Source organism: Denitrovibrio acetiphilus DSM 12809, from assembly GCF_000025725.1.
GTDB lineage: Bacteria > Chrysiogenota > Deferribacteres > Deferribacterales > Geovibrionaceae > Denitrovibrio > Denitrovibrio acetiphilus.
This window is the reverse complement of record NC_013943.1, coordinates 482857-506017: the sequence shown is the minus strand read 5'-3', so window position 1 is coordinate 506017 and position 23161 is coordinate 482857. Positions and strand designations below refer to the sequence as shown.

Below are 23161 nucleotides of genomic sequence, written 5' to 3'. Positions count from 1 at the left end.
TTACCCCTCCACGATAGTCCCGACCTTCTCGCCGAGAACAACTTTTTTCATATTTCCTTCGCCAAATATATCAAAAACTATTATAGGTATCTTATTGTCCATGCACATTGATATTGCAGTGGAATCCATAACTTTCAGCCCTCTGTTGATGACATCGAGATATGTAATATTGTCAAATTTAACAGCATCTTTATTAACGACAGGGTCAGAAGTGTATACGCCGTCAACCTTTGTTGCCTTCAGTATCACCTCTGCATTTATCTCTGTCCCTCGGAGTGTTGCCGCTGTATCTGTTGTGAAATACGGATTGCCCGTGCCTGCGGCAAATATGACAACTCTGTTTTTCTCAAGGTGGCGCATAGCACGCCTTCTGATGAAAGGTTCTGCGATCTGGCGCATCTCAATAGAAGTTTGCACCCTTGTAGGTATGCCAACCTTTTCGAGTCCATCCTGAAGCGCCAGCGAATTTATGACTGTGGCGAGCATCCCCATATAGTCTGCAGACACTCTGTCCATCTTCTCTGCTGTTCCCTGCATTCCTCTGAATATGTTGCCTCCGCCGACAACTATGCCGACCCGTACGCCCAGATCCACAACACTTTTCACTTCGTTAACAATAAAACTAGCAGTCTCAAAGTTAATACCATACTCTGACTGTCCCATCAGAGCTTCACCGCTGAGCTTCAGCAGTATTGTTTCGTATGCAGGTTTAGTCACCAATCACCCCTTGTATTAAATTCCAATAATTATTGCACAATTGTCAGTTCATTTCAATTTATAAGCTGAAAGAAACGTTCAAACCTGTTGTATTCGGGATTGAGAAACCTAAGAGGTCTGAGAGGGAATTTCGCCCATGCTGAGTTGTATTTAGGAGTTTCAAGGGACCAGTAGATGAGAAGAGCCTTCCCTTTGATCTTGCTTTCAGGGACAAATCCCCAGAACCTGCTGTCATAGCTGTTATCACGGTTGTCACCCATCATAAAATACTTGCCTTCAGGAACAGTGAATTCTTCAAAGTTGTCCTTAGTTGTCACAGCTCCCGGAAGAGGCGTCTGTTCATTGATCTTTCTGTAAGGTTCATCCTGCGGTTCACCATTGACGTAAACAACTTTATCCACAAGCTTTATTTTATCACCCGGAGTTCCGATAACTCTCTTAATAAAATCTTTGCCAGGGTCAAGCGGGTATTCAAAAACAACCACGTCCCCCCTTTCAGGTTCGCTGAACTTATATGCAAGCCTGTTTAAAATCAGAAAGTCCCCGACCTTAAGAGTGTCGTACATAGATTCAGAAGGTATAGTATATGTCTGTAAAAGCAGACCTTTTATAATCATCGCAATCACGACCGCCACTACCAGCGAGTCAAAAAATCCGTCTTTCTTCTTTTCAGTTTTCACCTGTTCGTTTGCATCTTCCATATTATTCATCACCTAATTTAAGAACAGCCATGAAAGCTTCCTGCGGAACTTCCACATTGCCTATATTTTTCATTCTCTTCTTTCCTGCTTTCTGCTTTTCCAGAAGTTTTCTCTTTCTTGAAATATCACCGCCGTAGCATTTAGCCGTCACGTTTTTACGGTACGCCTTAACAGTTGTTCTGGCGAGAATCTTATTCCCCACAGCAGCCTGTATAGCAATGTCAAACATCTGCCTGTGGATAACCTCTTTCAGCTTGTCCGCCAGATCACGCCCTTTATAAAATGCCTGATCCTTATGAACTATGATGGACAGAGCATCCACCTTCTCTTTATTCAGCAGGATATCCAGCTTAACAAGGTCTCCCTGCTGATACCCTGAAAATTCGTAGTCAAAAGAAGCATAGCCCTTTGAAACAGATTTAAGTTTATCATAAAAATCCATCACAACCTCGCTGAGCGGAAGCTTGTACTCCAGCATCACTCTGGTTTCGTTGATGTATTTCATATTTGTCTGCATTCCCCGTCTGGCAACCATAAGCTGCATTATGCCGCCTACAAATTCCTCAGGGAGAATAACCGTTGCATCGATAACAGGTTCTTCGATAAGCTCTATCTCCCCCACTTCAGGCATGCCTGCCGGATTGTCTATAATGACAACTTCACCATCTTTTTTGGTAACTCTGTAAACAACTGTAGGTGCAGTATTTACAAGGTCAAGATCAAACTCCCGCTCAAGCCTCTCCTGTATGATCTCCATATGCAGAAGACCGAGGAAGCCACCTCTGAACCCGAAACCGAGAGCTGCGGAAGTTTCCGGCTCAAAAGTTATCGAGCTGTCATTAAGAGAAAGCTTTTCCAGAGCGTCGCGCAGATCTTCGTAATCCTTGGACTCCACAGGGTACATGCCGCAGAATACCACCGGCTTAACTTTTTTAAACCCAGGAAATGGTCTGACCGTAGGGCGTCTTGCGATAGTAATAGTATCACCAATATTTATCTCTCTTATATTTTTTATGGATGCGGTGAGGAATCCAACTTCACCACTCACGAGTTTGTCAGTTTTCGTGGGCTTAGGCAGAAAGTAGCCGACAGTGTCCACCACCCTTTCAGTCTTGTTGGACATAAACTGTATCTTGTCGCCCGCCTCAAGCTGACCGTCAACCATTCTGATAAGGACTATAACCCCAAGATAGGAGTCATACCATGAGTCAACTATCATAGCCTTCAGTGGTTCCTCAACAGAGCCTTCCGGAGCGGGTATCCTTTTGATGATAGCTTCCAGAATGTCTTCAGTACCTAAGCCTGACTTTGCACTGGCAAGTATAGCATCCGCAGCATCTATGCCGATTATCTCTTCGATTTCTATCTTAACTTTATCAGGATCAGCAGACGGGAGGTCGATTTTGTTGAGAACAGGAACCAGTTCAAGCTCCTGATCTACCGCCATATAGGCGTTCGCGATAGTCTGAGCCTCTACACCCTGTGCGGCATCAACAACAAGCAGAGCGCCCTCACAGGCAGCAAGGCTTCGTGAAACCTCATATGTGAAGTCAACGTGCCCAGGGGTGTCGATAAGGTTCAGTATGTAGTCTTTACCATCTTTGGCTTTATATTTAAGGCGGACAGTCTGCGCCTTCACAGTAATGCCGCGTTCACGTTCAATGTCCATGCTGTCCAGAATCTGGTCACGCATCTGACGTTTTTCCACAGTGAAAGTATGCTCAATGAGCCTGTCCGCTATGGTTGATTTACCGTGATCGATGTGTGCAATGATGCTGAAATTTCTGATGTTGCTCATAATCCTCTCTGTACATATCCCGGCATCTGCCGAGTTGTGCGTATCCGCTCAAAATACTCTATATGAGGGGTAAAGTTCAAGTAGTTTTATTCAATTTCCCACTTATTTACAATACAACCCGCTAAGTAACTATTTGACCAGAGTATTGATGGAAAACAGGGGATCCATGATAGATATAACAATAAAACCTACCACAAGACCTATGAACATTATAAAAACAGGTTCGATAATTGAAACAAACCGAGAGGTAAACTGTTCTGTTTTTCTGCTGTAATAAGTATTAACCCTGTCCAGAAGATCAGGCAGCGTACCACTCTTCTCTCCTGTTGCGACAGCAGCAACAAAAAGTTCGTCAAAAAGCTGAGTTTCCATTACAGATTCGGAAAATTTGCGACCGCCTTTCACACTTTCTGAAACTCCCTCAAGGGCGTCCTTAACATAAACATTCTTCAGACCGGAAGCAGTATTAGACAAAGCTTCAACCAGAGGAAGACCCTCGCGTATCTGAAACGAAAGAACATGTGCAAGGTGTGATACTGTTACATGTCTTACAAAAGCGATTTTATACAGTTTCTGGTCAACTTTAGCCCTGAATTTGCCTTTGGCAGTATAGAGCTTTCGCAGACCTATTATAAGCAGAAGCAGAAGCAGAAAAACATACATCCCATAGTCCTGAAGGAAACGGGAAGTTCCGAGGAGTATCTTTGTAGATGAGGGTATATCTGCACCGGCACTCTTGAAGATACTTTCGAGCTTCGGCACAACAAACGTAAGCATAAAACCCACAACACCCAGCCCAAGCATCATAACAACACTTGGATACATCATGGCACTGGTTATCTTCTCTCCGGTTTTCCTGCGTTCCTCTTCAAAGCGTGATATGTCCAGAAGGACAGAAGACAGCCTGCCCACCTTCTCTGATGTTCTGATAAGGTGTATATAAAGCTCAGTATATATCTTTTCATACGGTTTCATAGCGTCAGAAAAACGCTTACCGGAGCTGACTTTCTCTTCCATGTCCAGAAGAGATCTCTTCATTTTTGTATCTTTGACTGTATCGGCAGTAACTTTCAACGCACGGGTAAGAGGAATACCACTGGAAATAAGGATAGAAAGCTGAAAGAAAATATCCGGCAATGCTTTCTTTTTTAAGGAGAAACTATATCTGTCCCTCTTCCTTTTATCTGATGCCTGAGAAAGCTGGGCGACAAGTATACCGTCCGCAGACAGTTTGGCAAGTGCCGCATTGCGCCCTGCAGATTCGATGGAACCTTTAACACGTTTCCCCTGTTTATCCAGTCCGTCATAAGTAAATACCGGCATTAATCATTACCTGAAACTGCAATGATCTCATTAGGGGATGTTATCCCTGAGGAAACCATCTCATATCCGTGACACATCATAGGTTTATATCCAGCGTTCCTAGCCTCTTTCGCTATGGCAGAGGAGTCTGCCCGTTCGTTTATAAGTTTTCTTATCCCGTCTGTGATAGTAAGCATCTCGAAAACACCAAGCCTCCCGGAAAATCCGGTATGCAGACAACGGTCACAACCGACAGGTTCATAATACTTTTCGATCTCAAGTCCTTCTATCATAAAGAAATCTTTAACATACTGCTCGGCAGAGACCTCTTTACGGCAGTGCGGACAAAGCTTGCGAACAAGCCTCTGCCCCAGAACAGCCACAATGGATGATGAAAGCAGAAAGGGCTCAACATCCATGTCTATAAGCCTCGCCACAGCGGTGGGAGCATTATTTGTGTGCAGTGTTGAAAGCACAAGGTGACCTGTGAGAGATGCCTGAATAGCAGCCTGAGCTGTCTCAGTATCACGGATCTCACCAATGAGGATAATATCCGGATCCTGCCGTAGGAAAGCACGTACAGCACTGGCAAATGTGATATCTACAGTTCTGTTTACCTGAACCTGTGTTATCTTTTCCATCTGGTATTCCACAGGGTCTTCGATAGTCATGATGTTGGTATCGTCACTGACCAGCTCCTGCAAAGCTGCATAAAGTGTTGTTGTTTTACCTGACCCCGTAGGACCGGTTACAAGTATGATACCGTTTGGTCTTTTTATAGCTTTCCTGAACCTCGGCACAAGGTTTTCAGGCAAACCTGTTTTATCAATTGTCACAAGACTTTTCGACTTTTCCAGTATCCTGAGAACAGCCTTTTCACCAGTGACAGAAGGAACGGTTGAAACCCGTATATCCACATCTCTGTTTCCTATACGAAGGTTTATACGCCCGTCCTGAGCCTTTCTGGTTTCGGCAACGTCAAGATCAGACACAACCTTGATCCTTGCGATAATAGATTCCTGAAGGCTTTTCGGGTATTGCTTTACAGTATGAAGTTTACCGTCTATGCGGAAACGTACAGCAAATTTACCTGTGAGCCCCTCAAAATGGATATCACTCGCCCCGTTTTTTGCAGCCTGAATTATAGTCTGGTTAACCAACTTTATTATGGGTGCATCATCATAGGATGCAGAGAGTATGTCTGAAACATCCTCGAAATCACCGATATCGCCTTCGAACTCATCATCTCTGGACGCTTCTAGACGTTCCAGCTCTGCAAGTATTTCCTGACGCTCAACTTCTCTGAACGAAGCTTTTGCGCCTGTTGAAAAGACAAGGTGTCTCGCCTTTCCAAGTCCGACATTTCCTGTGTAAAGAATGCATACCTTATCACCGTCAGCAATGGGGGCAAAATCCCCCCTGTCCGGATATTTCAGGTACACGTCTATAAGTTTATCGTAATCTATCATCTGAATTCTTTTTGTATTTTATTATCAATTTCTTCTTTAAACGTTGAAGACTCATTCTGTTTCTTCTCAGTAAGTTTTTTAGCATCTTCCTGTGTACGGATGATCGAGGTTGAGATGAAAACCATCATATTTGTCTTCTCTGAACTGGAGTTCTTATTTTTAAACAGCCATCCGATTACAGGAATACTTGAAAGCCAAGGCACAGAAGAATTATAGGTTTCTGAGTCATCTTTAAGAAGACCGGAAATAACCATGATTGCTCCGTCCTTCAGCTTAACTTTAGTTTTAGTAGACCTTGTAAGTGTCACAGGGGCAACGACATCAGCAGTCGCACCGGATACTTTTTTCACTTCCTGCTCTATCTTCAGGGTGATAGTGTCATTTGAAGATATCTGCGGAACAATATTCAGCTTAACCCCAACATCCCGATAGTCATACGACTGAACCGGATTGTTGTTGGAATCGTACTTTGTACTGGTAAGGAACGGTCTGTTCTCACCGACAAATATCTCAGCCTCTTCGTTGTCCAGAGTTAGTATCTGAGGATTAGAAAGGATGTTGATACCACTGGCAGTTTTGACAAAGTTTGCAAGTATACCCAGTGTAGGGAAGCTTACCCCTTCGTAAGTAACGATATCACCAAGGATACCAAGGTTGAAACCGCTTGAAAGAGCGCCAAAGTTCGGTGAATCCCCATCCAGTACAGAAGACTGAAAGCTGGTAAGAGCGCCGTCACTGCCAAGATAGCCGATAGTCCCCGCCTGAGAGTCATTACCTGCACCAACCTGCCATTCAACACCGAAGTCGCTGCCGTTTTCAATACTTGTCTCTATAATAAGCGCTTCAACGTAAACCTGCTCTCTGGGTCTATCCAGTTTCTCTATAAGCCCTTCAACTTTGCTGTAAAGGTCAGGGCTACCAAAAACGATAATAGAGTTTGTGGCTGCATCAAAAGCAACTGTTGAAGTTGAATTGGATGCCTTCTTCCCTTTATCTTCGTTTTCAACACCGGTAAGTTTACTGAGGACTTTCTCAACATCTTCGGCATTAGCGTTGTTAAGGTAGAATACTTTAGGTGCGTTGTGATCGCTGGGGATAGGAGAATCTATCTGAGAAATAACATATGATATCTTCTCAAAGTCCCGTTCAGCGCAGGCAACGACCAAGAGGTTTGAATAATCATCTGCAACTATAACAGGATCATTTGCCACCATCATTTTCTTCTGGAGGTCACTATAGAGCTTCTTCAGTGTGGACTCCATCTCGCTGGCAGACGCATGTTCAACCTTTACTATGTGTATGGTATAACCGGCTGCTTTCATCTCCAGCTTTTCCATAAGTTTTTTCAGCTTAGTTATCCTGTCTATCCTGTCTCTGATAACTATAGCGTTAAGCCCTTTTAAAACATCTACATATCCTGCTTTTGATTTGAGCTTGATAAGGGTTCCTGCAAGTAGGCTTGCGTCATAGTTGTGCGAGGTGAGAATCGTTGTAATAAGTGCGTTGCCGTCACCCACCCCATCGGAATCTGCAATATCGCTGATATCGCTCTGCCGGACAATCTCAACATAAGTCCCCCTGTCCACAAGCTCCAGCCCGTTTGCTCGGAGTGTGGAGGCGAAGATCTCCATAATGTCATCTGTTCCCATCTCTGAGGATGATTCTATGCTCACCTGCCCTTTCAGGTCTTTCTTGTCATAGACAAAGTTTCTGCCGGTAAACTCGGAAACAAAACTGACAAATTCCTGCATTTCCATGTCTCGGAAATTAACATTGATCTCTGCTGCATAAACAAAGGACGAAAACGCTAACAGATATAGTAAAAACATTACTCTAATAAAACTCATCCCTCTATCTCCACGTATATAGTCATTTTCTTGCCGCTTCTCAATATATCAAGACTGACCGCACTAAGGTCTTCGGCATTTTTCAGTGTATCAAAAAATACAGAAGGACTTTCGAGCGATCTGCCGTTAAGCCTCATTATAACATCATTTCTCTGTACACCCAGCTTTTTAAGTATGGATGTTCCAGCCATTCTCCGCACACGGTACCCTTCAAAATTACCATTTCTCTCATAAGGTATTATCAGCACAGACTTGATAACAGAATTAACGTCGGATAATTTTTCTACAACTTCTTTTCTGCTGATTTTGAAGTTTGTCTGGTCTGCGGACGCTGCGGGCGTCGCTCCGGCGGATATCTTCCCTGCCTTATTCGGCACACCATTTTCGTCAGCCGTCAGTATCAGCCTGTAATCTTTCCCCCGAAACCTGACCACCACATGGAAATAGCCTGTCTCCACCAGTTCCAGCCCGTCCTGCGCAATCCCCTGCCGCAGTATGTAATTTTTATCGTTGAAGGTGATAACAGCTATTGCGTCTTCGTCTCCGGTGAGCACACCGAGCAGAGCCGCTTTAAATCCCGCCGCCGCAGGTGTATAAACACCCTCGACAGTTTGTGTTTCAGTATCGGAAATAACTACTTCGGATATCTCGGCATCAAATATGTTTTTCTCGATAATAAGATCTGTATCCGGCAGAACTGCTTTTTGTGTATCTTTAGAGGAGCTGACATCGATAGACACGTTGTATGAACCTGACATGTACATCGACACCCAGCCGCTTACAGCCCACGCAAGGCTGAATGCAACAGCAGCACTGTATAGGATATGTTTATAATTAATCAATTTCATGCTATATGATTACCATGATTAATAAGAATTTCAAACTATAAAAATGTTGAGATTATAAATTGAGTGCAAAATTACAGAATACGCTAATTTCCCTGTTCTATCATATAGAAAACCGAATATAATAGATGGTATGAACACCAGTGCAGAATGCATATATCCCCAAAAAGGGATGTGAAAAAGCGTAAAACACAGTGACGTAATAATATTTGCCAAACTGATTCCTATCATTACAGAGGTAGTTTTACGCCTCAGAATGTCCTGGACAACTCCTCTGAAAAACAGCTCTTCTGCCACAGGGGCAAGCAGCAGAAATATAAGTATTTCCTTCGCTTCAGGAAGCCTAAACGCCCCATAGGAAAGGCGTACAGCAAACCACACTAAGCCGCCGAGTATGAAAACAAGCATAATATTGAAGTCAGATGTACGTTTTTTATCCATAACTAAACTATCTATTGTCGAAAGTGTCTTTGTCAAATATAATCTGAATTATTAATAAAAACAGCGGAGATGAAAAGTGGGAAACAGAAAAGGATTCACCATCATTGAAGTGCTTGTCGTTATAGTTATCCTCGGGATACTCGGCACACTTCTCGTACCTAAATTTCTTGATAAGCCAGACGAAGCCAGGGTGACAAAAGCTAAACTCGACATGAGAGCGATTGAGTCTGCCCTGAAGATATACAAACTGGAAAACGGCAGCTACCCAACCACAGATCAGGGACTTGAAGCTCTTACCAAAAAACCGGAAGTCGAGCCCATTCCGAAAAATTATAAAAAGGGCGGCTACATGGAAGAATCGAGCATCAAAGACCCGTGGGATAATGATTATGTCTACAGAAGCCCCGGAGATGACGACAGAGATTACGAAATAATCTCTTACGGTTCTGACGGCAAAGAGGGCGGCGAAGATTTCGCATCAGACATCTACAGTTATAAATAATGAAACGCAAACAGGGGTTTACCCTTGTAGAGATACTTATAGTTATGGTTATCGCGGGCATCGGTCTAATGACCGTTGCCCCGAAACTGGCTCAGAACACGATCCTATCTGACAGTACTGAAACCTTCTTTCAGGAAATAATCGACTCACATCTTAAAGCCGCCACTGAACTTAACACACAAGTGTTCATTACAGGCTATAAAGGCTCTGACACCATACAGCTTTTTGATGGAACCAGAGTCAGCATTCCAGCTGGGGACGTCAGAACTGTACACATAAATGAAGAGACAGCAACCGGAGCAGAATTCCGTATTTATTTCTACACTGACGGACTTTTCGACCAGTTTCGCATCGAATTCCGGAACAAAAGCGAACTTGAGTCTTACCCCGCTCTGCTTCAGGTGGTGATGAAATGAAAAAAGGATTTACCCTCCTTGAGGTTCTTATCGCTATGACAGTGCTTTCTATAAGCATGCTGGGTGTTTACAGGCTTTCCGCAATGTCTGTGGACATGTCTGACTACTCAGTGAAAAGAACAATGGTTGTAGAGGCCGGCTATCAGAGGGTTCTTGAAACACTGAACTACCCAAGCAAAGTTTTCAAAGATACTGGTAAAAATGCCATGGGGATAGAGGTTCTTTACTCATCCGACTCCGAACCTACAATGTTTACGGGGGTGGACGAAATAACTCTCCGGGCAGAATATGAAGGGGTGACATCAACATATGTCTATTACGAACAGCAGTAAAAATGGCTTTACAATTCTGGAGATGCTCATTGCACTTGTTCTGTCCGTAATGGTTGTCACAGGAGTTTATACAACTTTTGATTCGCTTCTGAACACAAAAGAAGCAACGGAAGCAAGCTATTACAGAAATAACCTTCTCCTGTCTGCCAGACGGGTTATTAAGCCGGACATTCTGCAAATGTACCGGAACAGCCTCAGCGTCACCAAAGGCGAGGATAACGATATACTGCAGCTTGTCACAAACAATAGCATCAAAATGGAAAAAGCCTTTCCTGTCACAGTCAGGTACTATGTTGACGATGACGATTATCTGATACGGGAAGAGACATCCGAAGCACATGATTACGAGTGGAAACTCTACCTTATGCCAAACGTAGACAACTTTGAAATACAATCTCACAACGGCGACGAGTTTACAGATTACATTAATCCCTCGGATAAAATATTAAAAATATCATTCGAGGTTAACGGTCATGAGGTTATATTCATAGCAGGCTGCTCAAACCCCAGCCTTACAGCAGATTACCTTGGGGAGGGGTGGCAATGATGAATAATAAAGGTTCTGTTCTTATTTTTGTACTCATATTTATAGCATTTGCGGCATCAACAGTTCTCCTAATACACGAACGCAGCACAAAGAGCGTTGAGGAGACATCTAAAGACTTTTATGAAAATCAGGCAAGCCTCTATGCGACGACAGCACTGACAGCCGTCATTGAAGCCTTTCAAGAAGACGATAACACTTATGACTCCAGAAGAGATGACTGGGCAATTATCCCTGTTGTGGAAGTCCCTTACGGGTATATTTCTGTTGATATAATACCTATGAATGCGAAATTCTCTATTAATAATATGATAGACACTGACCCGGCTACGGCGGCAAGATATCTGGACGCATGCAATAACCTCGCATCCGAACTTGAGACAGATTCACTGGAATGCGGCAAAATCAAAGATTACATAGACTCCGACAGTGAAACCTCCTACGATGGTGAAGAAGGGGTTGAGTATGAAGTTAAAGATGCCAAATTCAAAACAAAAAACGGCCCGCTGAGTACGCTGCTTGAACTCAGACTCCTGATGAATGATAACGACGAATTCAATAAAGTCAGAAACCACTTAACAGTTTATCAGCCTGAAAAAGCAATCAACATTAACTTTGCAAATGAGATTACCATAAAAACTTTTCTCCCTGAACTCGAGTCCTATGCAAAAGAGATTGTTAATTACGCTGAAGTTAATGATTTTAAAGACCCCTCAAATATTCAGGAAGCCGCAAGCATACCACAAGATGTATATTTAGCAATCTTACCGTTTATAACAGTAAAAACAGCTTTATTTTATGTCAGGACTGAAGTAACCTTAAACGATGTACCAAGATATTTTCATGCTATAGTGAAGAAAGACGGTACATCGGCAGCAACAGTGAACTTTCTGGCAGGAATCAATGGACAATACTACTAAACAATTTATTTATTTCGAAGAAAATCAGTTTTACGCTATTACACCAATAGGAAGGAATTCGCTCAGCGAGCAGCAGCTTGCAGATCTTAAGCCTGGCTATATTCTTGTAATATCAGATTCAGAACTCTTTTACACAACAATGGAGTTCCCAGACGCCCCAAAACGAAAGCTGGATATGTTCATATCCAATTATCTTCTGGGTACATTCCCGCAACAGCTTTGCAGCAAATTCTGCTACATGAGCAAAGGGGACAAAATACTCATAGGTATTTTCAGTGCTGCGTTTGAAGAGACATTTCAGCAGTTTGAAAAAGTTTTCAGCAAGGCCGCCTACATAACATCACCGATGGCAGGTGTTTACAGGCATAATGATAACTTCAGCTATGTCGCAGGCGGAATCAGCATAAATATCGAAGACAGTATTATAATGAATACCGAAGGCACGCAAGCTCCACTTCAGCCTGACCCTACCCCATCTATAGAGTCAAAACTGAATCTTCCGTTTGTCAAAAACAGATCAGGAGCCTATGAAGAATACCGCATCCCTGCTGCAATTCTGATAGCCTGCTTCCTCATCTTCACCGTTGGGGACTACATGCGTCTGCATGGTTACAAAAATAATTTGAAAAAAGCAGAAAATATGCTTCAGACCGTATATAAGAAAGCGGGTGTAGCAGACAGCCGTGACCCATACGGAAAACTTCTGTCTATGGCTGGCGGTGACGAAAACTCCAGCAAATACAACACCTTATTTATATTGGAAAAGATAAGCAAGGGGCACAACGAAAACATTGTGACAGACTCAATTGACATCAAAGGCAAAACGGTAACTTTTCAGGGGAGCTCCACAGACTATGCCTTTCTTGAGCAGTTCCAGAAAGAACTTGCGAAGGTTACAGGTAAGGATGTGCAGATCGTCGATACAGTAAAAAAAGAGGACGGTGTCTCTTTCTCTGTGAGGTTTGACATATGAATTTTCAATTTAAACAGTTTGATCTACAGAACATAAACATACAGTTTAACAGACAAAAAGTTATGACATATGCGGCAATAGCAGGCGGAATACTGCTCCTGTTTTACTGGACACATCTCGGTTTCAACTCTGCAATTTCTAATACAGAATCAAACATCAGAGCAACAGAACAAAAGATAGAAAAGGCAATCATACTTTCCACCCATGCACGGAAATCAGGCGGCGGAAGTGCCGTTATGAATACCGGACTACTATCTTTCCTGCAAACCAGCGCAGACAAAGCAGGTCTTGCTGACAGGGTCGGCGGGATCAGACCAAAAACAGTCCCGGGGGCTGTGGAGGCTGCGTCTATCAGGCTTGAAAGCCTTAAATACAACGAACTCATATCATTTCTCCGGTCGGTTGAGAGGTACGGAAACCTTACCTCCAGCAATATAAAAATAAGCAAAAGATATGACAACAACAGACTTCTTAATTTAATGATGGATATAGTGAAAACAAACTAATGAAAAATAAGATAATCTATTCAGCAATAACATTTGTACTGGTATTCCTAATAACGCTCTGGCTAACTCTCCCCTACAGCAAAATAGTTGCGGGAGCTTTGAAAAATGCGGAAAGACAAGCTAAAATTGACATCCGTTATTCCGAACAGAAGAGCGGTCCGCTCTCCACTACCTTCTCAGATGTTGCCGTTAACGAAATACCTGTGGGTGATGTGAAAATTTCCTACAGCCCTTTCAGGCTGATCACAGGCAGCGTGGGCTACAAAACAGCGGGCGCAGTCAACTTAAAAGGTAAACTCTCATCAGGAAGGGTCACAGCCAAAGGCACAGTGAGCTCTGGTCTGATAAACAACTTAACAGATAAAGTCAGCTTTAACGGGGATGTTCTGCTTGATATGGACGCCTCTCTTAAAGACGGCACAATGAGCATGGAAGCATCTGCTGATAAAGCATCAATAGATACTCCTATGGGACCTATGGCTTTTGAAAAAATAACAGCAGCAGCTCAAAAGGAAAAAAATAAAATAACCTTAACGAAGCTTGCTTCCGAAGACAGTATGAAACTTGACCTGAAAGGCGAAATAAGGGTTAACAACAGAACTCCGGAAAAGTCAGTTGTCAGCATCACCGGGACGTTTGACCTGATGGGACAAACTAAAAAGCTTGTTCTTCAGGGCAGAGCAGACAACATAACACCATCAATCAGATAAAGGCTTCTTTTCGAAATAGTAATAAACTTCATCGTCAATGACTCTTTTCAACATATAAGCCTTTTCTGAGCTGTTTACGATGTCGGCAAATCTGTAAATCTCTTTACCGTCAGGAGTTCTAAGCGCTCCCTGTTCGAAGTCAAATGAATGGTCACACTCATCAGGCATTTCATCAGCAGTCTCTTCGTCACCGGATGCGCTGATATATTTAAAACTACCGTTAAAATCTGTGAAATATGCCAGTCCGTCTTTCAGGCAAAGTCTGTTGCCTGCGGGAGCCAGTTTAACTGATTTCTTATATGCAAGAGTAGTATCCACAAAAGAGACAACACCGTCTTTCACTACGAATATCAGCCCGTCACGAATGAGCCCTTTGTCAGCATCCACAGGCAGATCATACGCTATATCAAGCCCGTAGATATAGCCGTCACAGTAGAGCTTACCGCTCCTTTTGAAAAAGAAACAGCCGTCAATGGCCTGTGTGTTTCCGTCATCAATAAGCCTGCCCGCCTTATAGTCCGCAGTAAGTCTTCTCAGGTCATTCTCTTCGTCATAGACATAGATGCTGTCATTCTCGAAATAAGCCTGTCTCACCTGTACTGAACCGCCGTATATCGCGATATACTTTCCTGTCCTCGCACTCATGAGAGCTATCTTGCCATTATCGTTCACAAACATAGCTTTGTCGCCGGAAAGCATTCCAATATATACGCTTCCGAGAAAATCACCTTTATGCAGTTCCCTTGTTCTTCTTGAATCGTATATAGAAAATGTATTACCTGTAATCTCAAGGAAATAATCTTTTGAAAGTGAAAAACCTTTACCGGCAGAATTTGTTTCATACAAAGTTCCGCACTGAGCTATGTCCGCCAGAACCGCTTTGGTAGAACCTGCAACTACAGCAAGTCCGTTCTCAAGCTGTATCGAGCGGTATTTATCATCAGGGAGCAGTATGGACGGGCAGTCAATTCTGTTAGTTTCAATGGTGCGCCCTTTCAGCAGAACGAGAAGCCCGTTTTCATAGTCAAGATCTGTCACATCATCAGCGATATCTTTTACTGTGGGCTTTTTAGTAAAACTTATAATCGAGGCAAGGGTTATATCTGATGAGGGCATTTCTTTTTCAAAATCTTCCGGAACATCTGATTTCACAAGCCCTTTTCTTATCTGCATACCGATCTGCGACGGTTTCTTTTCAACCACGGCAGATTGCTCCAGCTGTGTTGTAGCACACGCAGTTATAAATAAAGCGATAAACAGCGCATTGCCAACACGCAAGAGACGCAGAAGCTTTGTTCTCTTTTTGAGTCTGGGATACACCTTCATGATCAGTTCCCTCTTTTCAGCATCACTAATTTCGGTGATTTGCATTTTCTCAGAAACCAACGAAACGAACCTCTCTTTCCAGCTTGATGCCGGTTTCTTTAAATACAGTTTCCTGCACATGATTTATAAGTGCATATATATCTGCGGACTTTGCCTTCCCTGTGTTTACTATAAAATTAGCATGTTTCTCAGAGACCTGTGCTCCGCCTATTTTGTAACCTTTCAGCCCGCACTGTTCGATAAGTGTTCCTGCATAGCCGCCTTCCGGTCTTTTAAAAACTGAACCGCAGGAAGGAAACTCAAGGGGCTGTTTCTCACTTCTCTTCTTAAGTATTTCCGCACGTTTCGCAAGAAGCTCATCTTTGTTGCCGTGTTCCAGCTTCAGCCCAAGTCCGGTGACAATACCTTTCAGGTTTTCAGCTTTGCGGTATCCAAAACCTGCATCTTCAGCATGAATACTGCTGACAACACCGTCAAAACCGCACATTTCTATCTGAACTGCAACATCTTTTATCTCGGTTCCAAATGCGCCGGCATTCATAATCACAGCGCCCCCCACAGAGCCGGGGATTCCTGACATATTCTCGAGACCTGCAAGACCGTTGTCAATGCATTTCAGAATGAGATCATTAAGTGAAACGCCCGCCCCTGCAAATACCAGCTCACCTTCAATCTGTATGTCATTATTCATGCATCCTGTACTGACAACCAACCCCTTAACGCCTTTGTCACTTACCAGAATATTATATCCTGTTCCTATGAGAGTCACAGGAATGCTGTTGTCTGATGCGAATTTTAACACAACCTTGAGGTCGAATGTATCTGTCGGGCAGGTAAAAAATTCAGCTTTACCGCCTGTTTTATAACTGCAATAATCCTTTAAAGGTACTTTTTTTTCAATCATTTACTTATTTTTGTCCCTGCAAGAGCGTCCGGACATGAACATTCCCGCTCGTTTTTAAAATATACAGGAAGCATGGAGACAATGCCTTTAAGTTTCTCAGTGGCTTTCCCCATCTCCTCAACAACTTCATCCGCAGTAAGTTTTGTACTTGAAGTTCCTGCGGCATAGTTTGTTATAACGCTAAGATTTGCGTAGCACAGCTCACGTTCTCTGGCAAGTGAGCACTCAGGGAAAAGAGTCATCCCCACCAGGTCTGCTCCCCAGCGGTCAAAAGCTTTTATCTCCCCTTTTGTCTCCATCCTCGGTCCGTTTGTGCATACGTATGTCCCGTTTACGGCAGCGTCAACATCTGCTGACTCGGCAGAATTCTCAAGAATGCCGCGCAGTCTCGGGCAAAACGGTTCTGTGAAATCTATATGATGAATCTGCTTTGACTCATAAAATGTTTGTATTCTGCCGGATGTCATATCAATACCATCATCAGGGATAATGATATCCCCAGGCTTATAAGAGCTGTTAATGCCCCCTGTGGCAGTTATCGAAACAATATTCTCTATCCCAAGCCTGCTGAAACCATCTATATTCGCTCTGTAGTTGACCTTATGCGGAGGCACCGAGTGACTTCGACCATGTCTGTTCAGAAAGTAGAACCGCATATCCTTATAGCTGAAAACACGATAGGTGTCGGAGGGATCACCGTACTCCGTCTGCATAATGATCTCTTCGACATACTCAAACCCTTCGATATCATAAAGTCCGCTTCCACCAATAATTCCAAGCTTTTTCATGACTTCTCCATTTCTATCTTACGGTCGCACGCATCTGCTATGCTCTCGTCATGGGTTACAATCAGAACAGTGATACCGTCCTGCTTCATCAGGTCAAACATACTGAAAACCTCTTCGCTGTTTTTCCTGTCGAGACTGCCTGTCGGTTCATCAGCAAGTATCATCTTGGGATTATTCATCAGAGCTCTGGCTATGGAGGTACGCTGTTGTTCGCCTCCGGAAAGTTCCGTCGGGAAATGATCTGACCTGTCAGAAAGCCCAACACGGGCGAGGAGGTCTTCTGCTCTTTTTTTAGCATCACCTCTGTTTTCTCCAGCAATCAGGGCAGGTATCATAACGTTCTCAAGGGCTGTAAAGTCTTCCAGCAGATAGTGAAACTGGAACACAAACCCTACAGCACTATTGCGGTATCTGTCGAGCTGACGCCCTTTCTTGTCGAAAACGCTGTCACCGTTGAAAACCACACTGCCGCTGTCAGGTTTATCAAGCCCGCCTATTATCTGCAAAAGGGTTGACTTGCCCGCACCGGACGGTCCTACGATGGCAACACGTTCCCCATCGTCAACTTTCAAACAGAAATTATTTAAAACATTAAGGGTGTAGTCTCCCTTTTTGAAGCTTTTGTTCAGATTGATTATTTCAAGCAATTTAAAATCCTTTCCACTCGTTTGAAACACATGCTGAAGCATATGTCCTCTTTGAGGATTTTAATACACTTTCACTGAAAAATCAAAGACCATGACGTAAAGTTTAGATTGAAAATATTAAAGAGTCTACGAACTGAGCTCTTTAAGTGCACCTTTGAAAAGTTCTTCAAAGCCGGAGTCGGTTTTATAAATTTTGTTCACAGCTTTCTGACAGTCTGCACGTGAATAACCGAGATTAAGCAGGGCACTCACAACATCCTCCGCACCGCCTGCAACAGGCTCGTCACCTGTAGAGACACTCATGCTGCCGAATTTATCGCGAAGCTCAACCACTATGCGTTCCGCTGTTTTTTTCCCGATCCCCGGAATGGTGGAGATAAGACCTATCTCACTGTTCATAACGGCATTCATGAATTTGTTGACATCCATACCGGAAAGTATGGCAAGTGCCAGCTTCGGTCCGACTTTCGATATAGTAATAAGCAGAAGAAAGAGCTTCTTCTCCTCCATTTTAGAAAATCCGTACAGATAAACTCCATCCTCACGCATTACAAAATGAGTATAAACATGAGCCTTCTGTCCGGTCTCAGGGAGCTGCTGATAAGTTGATGCGGAAATACTCATTTCAAACGCAACTGCCCCTGTGTCAATGACAGCATTAGCGGGATTTTTCTCTATGAGTATACCTCTTACGCTATAAATCACATTCCGCTCCCTAGAAGGCAAGCCTTCCTGTCAGGTTAAAGCCGAGGCATATTCCGCATGCAAGCGCATCAGTAACATCCAGCGGGACATTGCCCATCTTCCGTCCTAAAAGCACCTCGACCATTTTTTTTACCTGCTGTTTGTCAGCCTTGCCATAGCCGACGACAGCCTTTTTTATCTGCAATGCGGTAAACTCCCGCACTTCTATATCTCCGGCAAGCAGAGTTGCAATAATAGCCCCCCTTGTCTGCCCGAGAAGCATCGCACTCTTAACATTCACAGAGTAGAAAACGTCCTCGACTGCTGAGCAAGACGGCTTATACTCCGCAAGGGCACTCCGTATGCCACCGCATATCACACCAAGTCTGACGGGGAGAGGATCTTTAGAGTCTGTGCGTACAACTTCGTGAGCGACATACTCCACTTTCCCCGGCCACACCTGTACGATACCAATACCAGTACAGTTCAGCCCCGGGTCAACCCCCATGACTATAGCAGGCAATTAATCATCCAGCTCTGCCATTGCGGCTTCGTCAGCCTCAAAGTTGGAAAATACTTCCTGCACATCATCAAGGTCTTCGAGAGCTTCCGTAATTGTGAACAGTTTCTTAAGATCAGAACCGGAAAGCGGAATAGTATTCTTCGGTTTCATCGAAACCTCAGAAAAGCTCATCGCAAGCCCTTTCTCCTCGATAGCATTTTTAACAGTAAAGTATTCAGATGGTTCTGTCACAACCTGAAATACATCACCTTCGTCAACAACATCATCGGCTCCGGCCTCAAGTGCCAGCTCCATCAACGTCTCTTCATCTACGCTGTCTTTATTTATTTCTATAAGACCTTTATTTTCAAATATCCATGCAACACAGCCCGGCTCACCCATACTGCCGCCTTTCTTGCTCATGGTGCTGCGGACTTCTGCAACGGTTCTGTTCTTATTCTCTGTCAAAGCTTTTACAAGTATAGCAACGCCGCCCGGACCGTATCCTTCATATACCATATCCTCGTAAACAGCGTCATTCCCTTCACCTGTACCCTTTTTGATAGCTCTTTCCACGTTATCTTTAGGCAGGTTTGCGGACTTTGCTTTATCCAGTGCAACCCTGAGTCTCGGGTTCATCTCCGGATCTGCTCCGCCAATCTTCGCTGCTACTGTCAGCTCTTTTGCTACTTTTGTGAAAGCTTTGCCTTTTTTCGCATCCTGCGCCGCTTTACGGTGCTTAATGTTGGCCCATTTGCTATGTCCAGCCATCATCGTCCTCCAAAAAATCTATTAATATATGATTATATTTTGATCTATGTTCAAATCGGTGGTGATTATACGGAAAAATGGGCGAATAATCAAATATAAAAAAAAGGCGGGAGCTTCCCCCCGCCTTTACTTCATTTCTTCTAACGACGTTTCAGTTTAAATCTAGAAACCAGTCCATCAAGTTCTGAAGCAAGATGGCTCAGCTGCTCAACAGCCCTAGCTGTTTCAGAAGAAGCAAGTGAATTGTCATCTGTAACGAGAGAGATGTTCTCAATACTCTGAGCCATCATCTCTGTGGCAGTAGCCTGCTCTTCTGTTGCTCTGGCAATCATACCCACCTCAGTTGAGACAGCATTTACATTGCTCTTGATAACATCGAGAGCCTCTTTTGCCTCTTCGGCCTTAGACTGTCCTTCTTTAACCTGCTGAACACCTTCGTGCATTCCCATAACGGCTCCGCCTGTGTCTGCCTGAATGCTCTGGATCATCTCTGCGATCTCTTTTGTGGCATTCACTGTTTTTTCAGCCAGTTTCCTCACCTCATCAGCAACCACAGCAAATCCTCTCCCGTGCTCACCTGCTCTTGCCGCCTCAATTGCGGCGTTGAGTGCAAGCAGGTTTGTCTGGTCTGCTATGTCGTCGATAACCTGAATTATCTGACCTATCTGTTCGCTGGACTCGCCAAGCTTTCTGACTGTAACAGCAGATTCCGAAACTGTCTCAGCTATTTTTTCCATCATATTTCTTGTCTGTTCCACAAGGATGTGTCCCCGTCCGACAGACTTGCTCGCCTCTTCAGCGCTGTTTGAAACATTGGCTGCATTATGAGCAACTTCCACAACAGTTGAGTTTACTTCTTCCACTGCACTTGCAGTACTTGAAACCTGCTCAGACTGCTCTTTCGCACCCTTTGCAATGGATTCTGCATTTTCTGAAAGTTCAGCAGATGTAGAAGCCAATGACGCAATAGAATCCACAACAACGCTCATTGCATCATTAACATCATTAATCATCTTATTCAGAGATCTGGCAAGGTCACCGACCTCATCACTTGAAGTATCCTGCACCTGCACACTGAAGTTACCTGATGCAACCTCCTGCAAAATATTGCCCATATAGACAAGCCTTTTAAATATAAACTTATTGTTAATTATCACCAATACTATAAGTATCACTATCGTAACCGGCAGAAACACCAGAAGTGAAACACCTAAATTTTTGTAGACTGCTGAATAAACATTTGAAGTAGGGAGGAAAACCTCAAAAGCACCGTGCAGTTCACCTGCGCGCCAGTTTTCCATTTTAACACCTGTAATATCAAGCCCCTTGGAATTCCCCCAAAGTTTTTGGGAAGTTACAGGATCCCCGTGGCAGTCCTCGCACAACTTAGCAAGCCGTACCGACCTATAGTATCTCAGCTGACCGTTCTCTTTGTCATGGATGACATATTCCGGAGCATCCTCTCCGCCTTTGTCGATGGAGTCAAGATAATCCAAAGCTTTAAGATCAACAGCGTCAGGTTCGTTTTTAGGGTTTCTCGGTGAACGTTTCGGTACTTTAAAGTTAAGCCCAACCTCTTCTGATTTCAGTTCCATAACCTTCATGGCACCAACAATAGGAACTGTCAGCAGAAATTTATCAAGGTCGTGCTTGACCTTATCGGTATCGTAAATGTCGTTCTCCATAGCCAGAGCCATATACTCCCTGACACCTTCCGCAGCCAGAACAAAGCTTCTCGCCCTTGCTATTTCGGCATCGAAGAGCTTGTTTTTCATCTGGAAGAAATTAACTGTAAACAGTACCCCCATTCCCACCAGCACGGTAACAGCTACGAACAAAGTAATCTTAACAATAAGTCGCATCGTATCTCCAAAAAAAGTTTATCAAAGAAGTATACTACTCTTTAAACAATCTTGTGTAAACAACATCAAATCCCCTTCTCTGTTTTTATCACATCTCTGGATTCATTGCGGAGTACATATTTGTTAAGAGCATCAAGGTACGCTTTAGCACTGGCGACCACCACATCAGTGTCTGACCCTCTGCCTCTGACATCATACCCGCACTCTTCAAACTCAGCAGAAAGGACAACTTCTCCCTGAGCATCTTTACCGGCGGTGAGAGCTTTTATCTGATAGCTCTTCAGCTTTCCTCCCACACCTGCAATACGTTCGATTGCTTTCATAACAGCATCAACAGGACCATCGCCTGTAGATGCATCAACGAACTCGTTGCCGTCTTTATCAGCAAGTTTGATCGTTGCAGTAGGAATAGCGGTATCACCACTAAGAATATTAACACTCTCCATAACGTATGCAAACTGCTCATCCTTTGCCTGATTAAAGATGATCGATTCGATATCTTCATCGAAAACCTCTTTCTTCTTATCGGCTAATATTTTAAACTCATCAAATGCAGACTGCATAGCATCGTTTTCTATCTCATATCCGAGATCTTTAATACGCTGAACAAAGGCATGTCTCCCTGAGTGCTTGCCGAGCACAAGGCTTGTTGAAGGGTAACCTACACTTTCAGGGGTCATAATCTCGTAAGTTGTTCTGTTCTTGAGCATACCATCCTGGTGGATACCGGCTTCATGGGCAAATGCATTTTTACCCACTATAGCTTTATTTGGCTGAACCCCAACACCTGTAATAGTTGTGAGCATTTTACTTGCTCTGTATATTTCGTTAGTTTTTACACCTATTTCGATATCATCGAAAACGTCTTTGCGGACAGTAAGCCCCATAACGACCTCTTCCAGGGAACAGTTACCAGCCCGCTCGCCGATACCGTTGATGGTACATTCGATCTGAGAAGCGCCCGCATTAACAGCCATCAGTGAGTTAGCAACGGAAAGACCAAGGTCATTGTGACAATGCACACTGATTCTGGCTTTATCAACGTTCGGAACTCTGTTAATCACTTCAGATATGACTTTGTCAATTTCAAAAGGCATCTTATAGCCTACAGTATCAGGAAGATTCACAGTGTTTGCGCCCGCCGCAATAACAGCCTCCACTACCTGACAAAGATAGTCCACGTCACTTCTCATAGCATCCTCAGCACTAAACTCTACATCATCGCAAAGGTTTCGGGCGAATTTTACAGCTTTGACAGCTATCTCCAGCGCTTCTTCCCTTGTTTTTTTCAGCTTATGCTGAAGGTGGATGTCACTGGTCGCAATGAAAGTATGAATTCTTGGGCGAACAGCGTGCTGCAAGGCATCCCAGCCTACAGATATATCTTTTTCATTTGCACGGCAAAGCCCAGCTACACCAGAATTTTTTATAACTTTGGCAACTCTGGTAACAGCTTCGAAATCTCCGGGGGACGAGATAGGAAACCCCGCCTCCATAACGTCTACGCCAAGTCTCTCAAGCTGCAGAGCTAATTGTATTTTTTCATCAGTATTCATAGAAAAACCGGGAGCCTGCTCACCATCTCTTAAAGTAGTGTCGAAAATAATTACTCTTCTTTTGGACATTCTAGTTTCCTCCGTCAATTTTAATAGTA

25 protein-coding genes are annotated in these 23161 nt (G+C 43.6%); 8 read left to right on the top strand and 17 right to left on the bottom strand.

Annotated features, from left to right (window positions below; genetic code table 11):
* From pyrH to mrtJ, 8 genes are all read right to left on the bottom strand, one after another.
* Complete coding sequence (gene pyrH, locus DACET_RS02495) at positions 1-717, bottom strand: UMP kinase (RefSeq protein WP_013009837.1); 717 nt, start codon at positions 715-717, stop codon at positions 1-3.
* 53 nt (positions 718-770) lie between these two features.
* A complete protein-coding gene (gene lepB / locus DACET_RS02490) occupies positions 771-1418 on the bottom strand; it encodes a signal peptidase I (RefSeq protein WP_013009836.1) in 648 nt (215 codons plus the stop codon).
* 1 nt (position 1419) lies between these two features.
* Positions 1420-3216: a translation elongation factor 4 gene (gene lepA, locus DACET_RS02485; protein ID WP_013009835.1), complete on the bottom strand. Its 1797-nt coding sequence runs from the start codon at positions 3214-3216 to the stop codon at positions 1420-1422.
* Positions 3217-3345: 129 nt separating this feature from the next.
* Positions 3346-4539 carry a type II secretion system F family protein gene (locus DACET_RS02480; protein WP_013009834.1) on the bottom strand — a complete coding sequence of 398 codons (1194 nt, stop codon included), beginning with the start codon at positions 4537-4539 and terminating at the stop codon, positions 3346-3348.
* A complete protein-coding gene (locus tag DACET_RS02475; protein ID WP_013009833.1) occupies positions 4539-5987 on the bottom strand; it encodes a GspE/PulE family protein in 1449 nt (482 codons plus the stop codon). Before DACET_RS02475 ends, DACET_RS02480 begins: the two co-directional genes overlap by 1 nt.
* On the bottom strand, positions 5984-7834 hold the full coding sequence (gspD, locus tag DACET_RS02470; RefSeq protein ID WP_013009832.1) for a type II secretion system secretin GspD: 1851 nt from the start codon (positions 7832-7834) through the stop codon (positions 5984-5986). Before gspD ends, DACET_RS02475 begins: the two co-directional genes overlap by 4 nt.
* Positions 7831-8682: a Type II secretory pathway component PulC-like protein gene (locus tag DACET_RS02465; protein WP_013009831.1), complete on the bottom strand. Its 852-nt coding sequence runs from the start codon at positions 8680-8682 to the stop codon at positions 7831-7833. Before DACET_RS02465 ends, gspD begins: the two co-directional genes overlap by 4 nt.
* Before the next feature lie 30 nt (positions 8683-8712).
* Positions 8713-9120 carry a JDVT-CTERM system glutamic-type intramembrane protease MrtJ gene (gene mrtJ / locus DACET_RS02460; protein WP_013009830.1) on the bottom strand — a complete coding sequence of 136 codons (408 nt, stop codon included), beginning with the start codon at positions 9118-9120 and terminating at the stop codon, positions 8713-8715.
* A gap of 76 nt (positions 9121-9196) precedes the next feature.
* Here mrtJ and gspG point away from each other — a divergent pair, with 76 nt between their 5' ends.
* The 8 genes from gspG to DACET_RS02420 are packed head-to-tail and all read left to right on the top strand — an operon-like array spanning position 9197 to position 14023.
* Positions 9197-9622: a type II secretion system major pseudopilin GspG gene (gene gspG, locus DACET_RS02455; protein ID WP_013009829.1), complete on the top strand. Its 426-nt coding sequence runs from the start codon at positions 9197-9199 to the stop codon at positions 9620-9622.
* Positions 9622-10038: a type II secretion system protein gene (locus tag DACET_RS02450; protein WP_013009828.1), complete on the top strand. Its 417-nt coding sequence runs from the start codon at positions 9622-9624 to the stop codon at positions 10036-10038. The genes gspG and DACET_RS02450 overlap by 1 nt, the downstream gene beginning before the upstream one ends.
* Entirely contained in the window at positions 10035-10370 is a 336-nt protein-coding gene (locus DACET_RS02445) for a type IV pilus modification PilV family protein (protein WP_013009827.1), read from the top strand. Before DACET_RS02450 ends, DACET_RS02445 begins: the two co-directional genes overlap by 4 nt.
* On the top strand, positions 10348-10917 hold the full coding sequence (locus tag DACET_RS02440) for a PulJ/GspJ family protein (RefSeq protein ID WP_013009826.1): 570 nt from the start codon (positions 10348-10350) through the stop codon (positions 10915-10917). Before DACET_RS02445 ends, DACET_RS02440 begins: the two co-directional genes overlap by 23 nt.
* On the top strand, positions 10914-11834 hold the full coding sequence (locus DACET_RS02435; protein WP_013009825.1) for a type II secretion system minor pseudopilin: 921 nt from the start codon (positions 10914-10916) through the stop codon (positions 11832-11834). The genes DACET_RS02440 and DACET_RS02435 overlap by 4 nt, the downstream gene beginning before the upstream one ends.
* Positions 11818-12807, top strand: coding sequence for a hypothetical protein (locus DACET_RS02430; RefSeq protein ID WP_013009824.1), 990 nt, complete (start codon positions 11818-11820; stop codon positions 12805-12807). Before DACET_RS02435 ends, DACET_RS02430 begins: the two co-directional genes overlap by 17 nt.
* Positions 12804-13313: a hypothetical protein gene (locus DACET_RS02425; RefSeq protein WP_013009823.1), complete on the top strand. Its 510-nt coding sequence runs from the start codon at positions 12804-12806 to the stop codon at positions 13311-13313. Before DACET_RS02430 ends, DACET_RS02425 begins: the two co-directional genes overlap by 4 nt.
* Positions 13313-14023 (top strand): hypothetical protein, encoded by a 711-nt coding sequence (locus tag DACET_RS02420; protein WP_013009822.1) that lies wholly within the window; start codon positions 13313-13315, stop codon positions 14021-14023. Before DACET_RS02425 ends, DACET_RS02420 begins: the two co-directional genes overlap by 1 nt.
* Here the strand turns inward: DACET_RS02420 and DACET_RS02415 are convergent.
* The 9 genes from DACET_RS02415 to DACET_RS02375 all read right to left on the bottom strand — a co-directional run bounded on the left by DACET_RS02415 (position 14012) and on the right by DACET_RS02375 (position 23132).
* Positions 14012-15469, bottom strand: a complete 1458-nt coding sequence (locus DACET_RS02415) for a hypothetical protein (RefSeq protein WP_211204096.1) — start codon at positions 15467-15469, stop codon at positions 14012-14014. The two genes, DACET_RS02420 and DACET_RS02415, sit on opposite strands and share 12 nt — an antisense overlap.
* A complete protein-coding gene (gene murB / locus DACET_RS02410) occupies positions 15399-16253 on the bottom strand; it encodes a UDP-N-acetylmuramate dehydrogenase (protein WP_013009820.1) in 855 nt (284 codons plus the stop codon). Before murB ends, DACET_RS02415 begins: the two co-directional genes overlap by 71 nt.
* Positions 16250-17041: an S-methyl-5'-thioinosine phosphorylase gene (locus DACET_RS02405; protein WP_013009819.1), complete on the bottom strand. Its 792-nt coding sequence runs from the start codon at positions 17039-17041 to the stop codon at positions 16250-16252. The genes murB and DACET_RS02405 overlap by 4 nt, the downstream gene beginning before the upstream one ends.
* On the bottom strand, positions 17038-17688 hold the full coding sequence (locus tag DACET_RS02400) for an ABC transporter ATP-binding protein (RefSeq protein WP_041230076.1): 651 nt from the start codon (positions 17686-17688) through the stop codon (positions 17038-17040). The genes DACET_RS02405 and DACET_RS02400 overlap by 4 nt, the downstream gene beginning before the upstream one ends.
* 126 nt (positions 17689-17814) lie before the next feature.
* The gene (gene ruvA, locus DACET_RS02395) at positions 17815-18393 is read right to left on the bottom strand and encodes a Holliday junction branch migration protein RuvA (protein ID WP_013009817.1); all 579 of its coding nucleotides are present in this window, start codon (positions 18391-18393) and stop codon (positions 17815-17817) included.
* Between the two features lie 10 nt (positions 18394-18403).
* The gene (gene ruvC / locus DACET_RS02390; RefSeq protein WP_244392549.1) at positions 18404-18895 is read right to left on the bottom strand and encodes a crossover junction endodeoxyribonuclease RuvC; all 492 of its coding nucleotides are present in this window, start codon (positions 18893-18895) and stop codon (positions 18404-18406) included.
* The gene (locus tag DACET_RS02385) at positions 18896-19645 is read right to left on the bottom strand and encodes a YebC/PmpR family DNA-binding transcriptional regulator (protein ID WP_013009815.1); all 750 of its coding nucleotides are present in this window, start codon (positions 19643-19645) and stop codon (positions 18896-18898) included.
* Between the two features lie 140 nt (positions 19646-19785).
* On the bottom strand, positions 19786-21507 hold the full coding sequence (locus DACET_RS02380; protein WP_013009814.1) for a methyl-accepting chemotaxis protein: 1722 nt from the start codon (positions 21505-21507) through the stop codon (positions 19786-19788).
* A gap of 65 nt (positions 21508-21572) precedes the next feature.
* Positions 21573-23132 carry a 2-isopropylmalate synthase gene (locus DACET_RS02375; RefSeq protein WP_013009813.1) on the bottom strand — a complete coding sequence of 520 codons (1560 nt, stop codon included), beginning with the start codon at positions 23130-23132 and terminating at the stop codon, positions 21573-21575.
* Between the last annotated feature and the right edge of the window lie 29 nt (positions 23133-23161).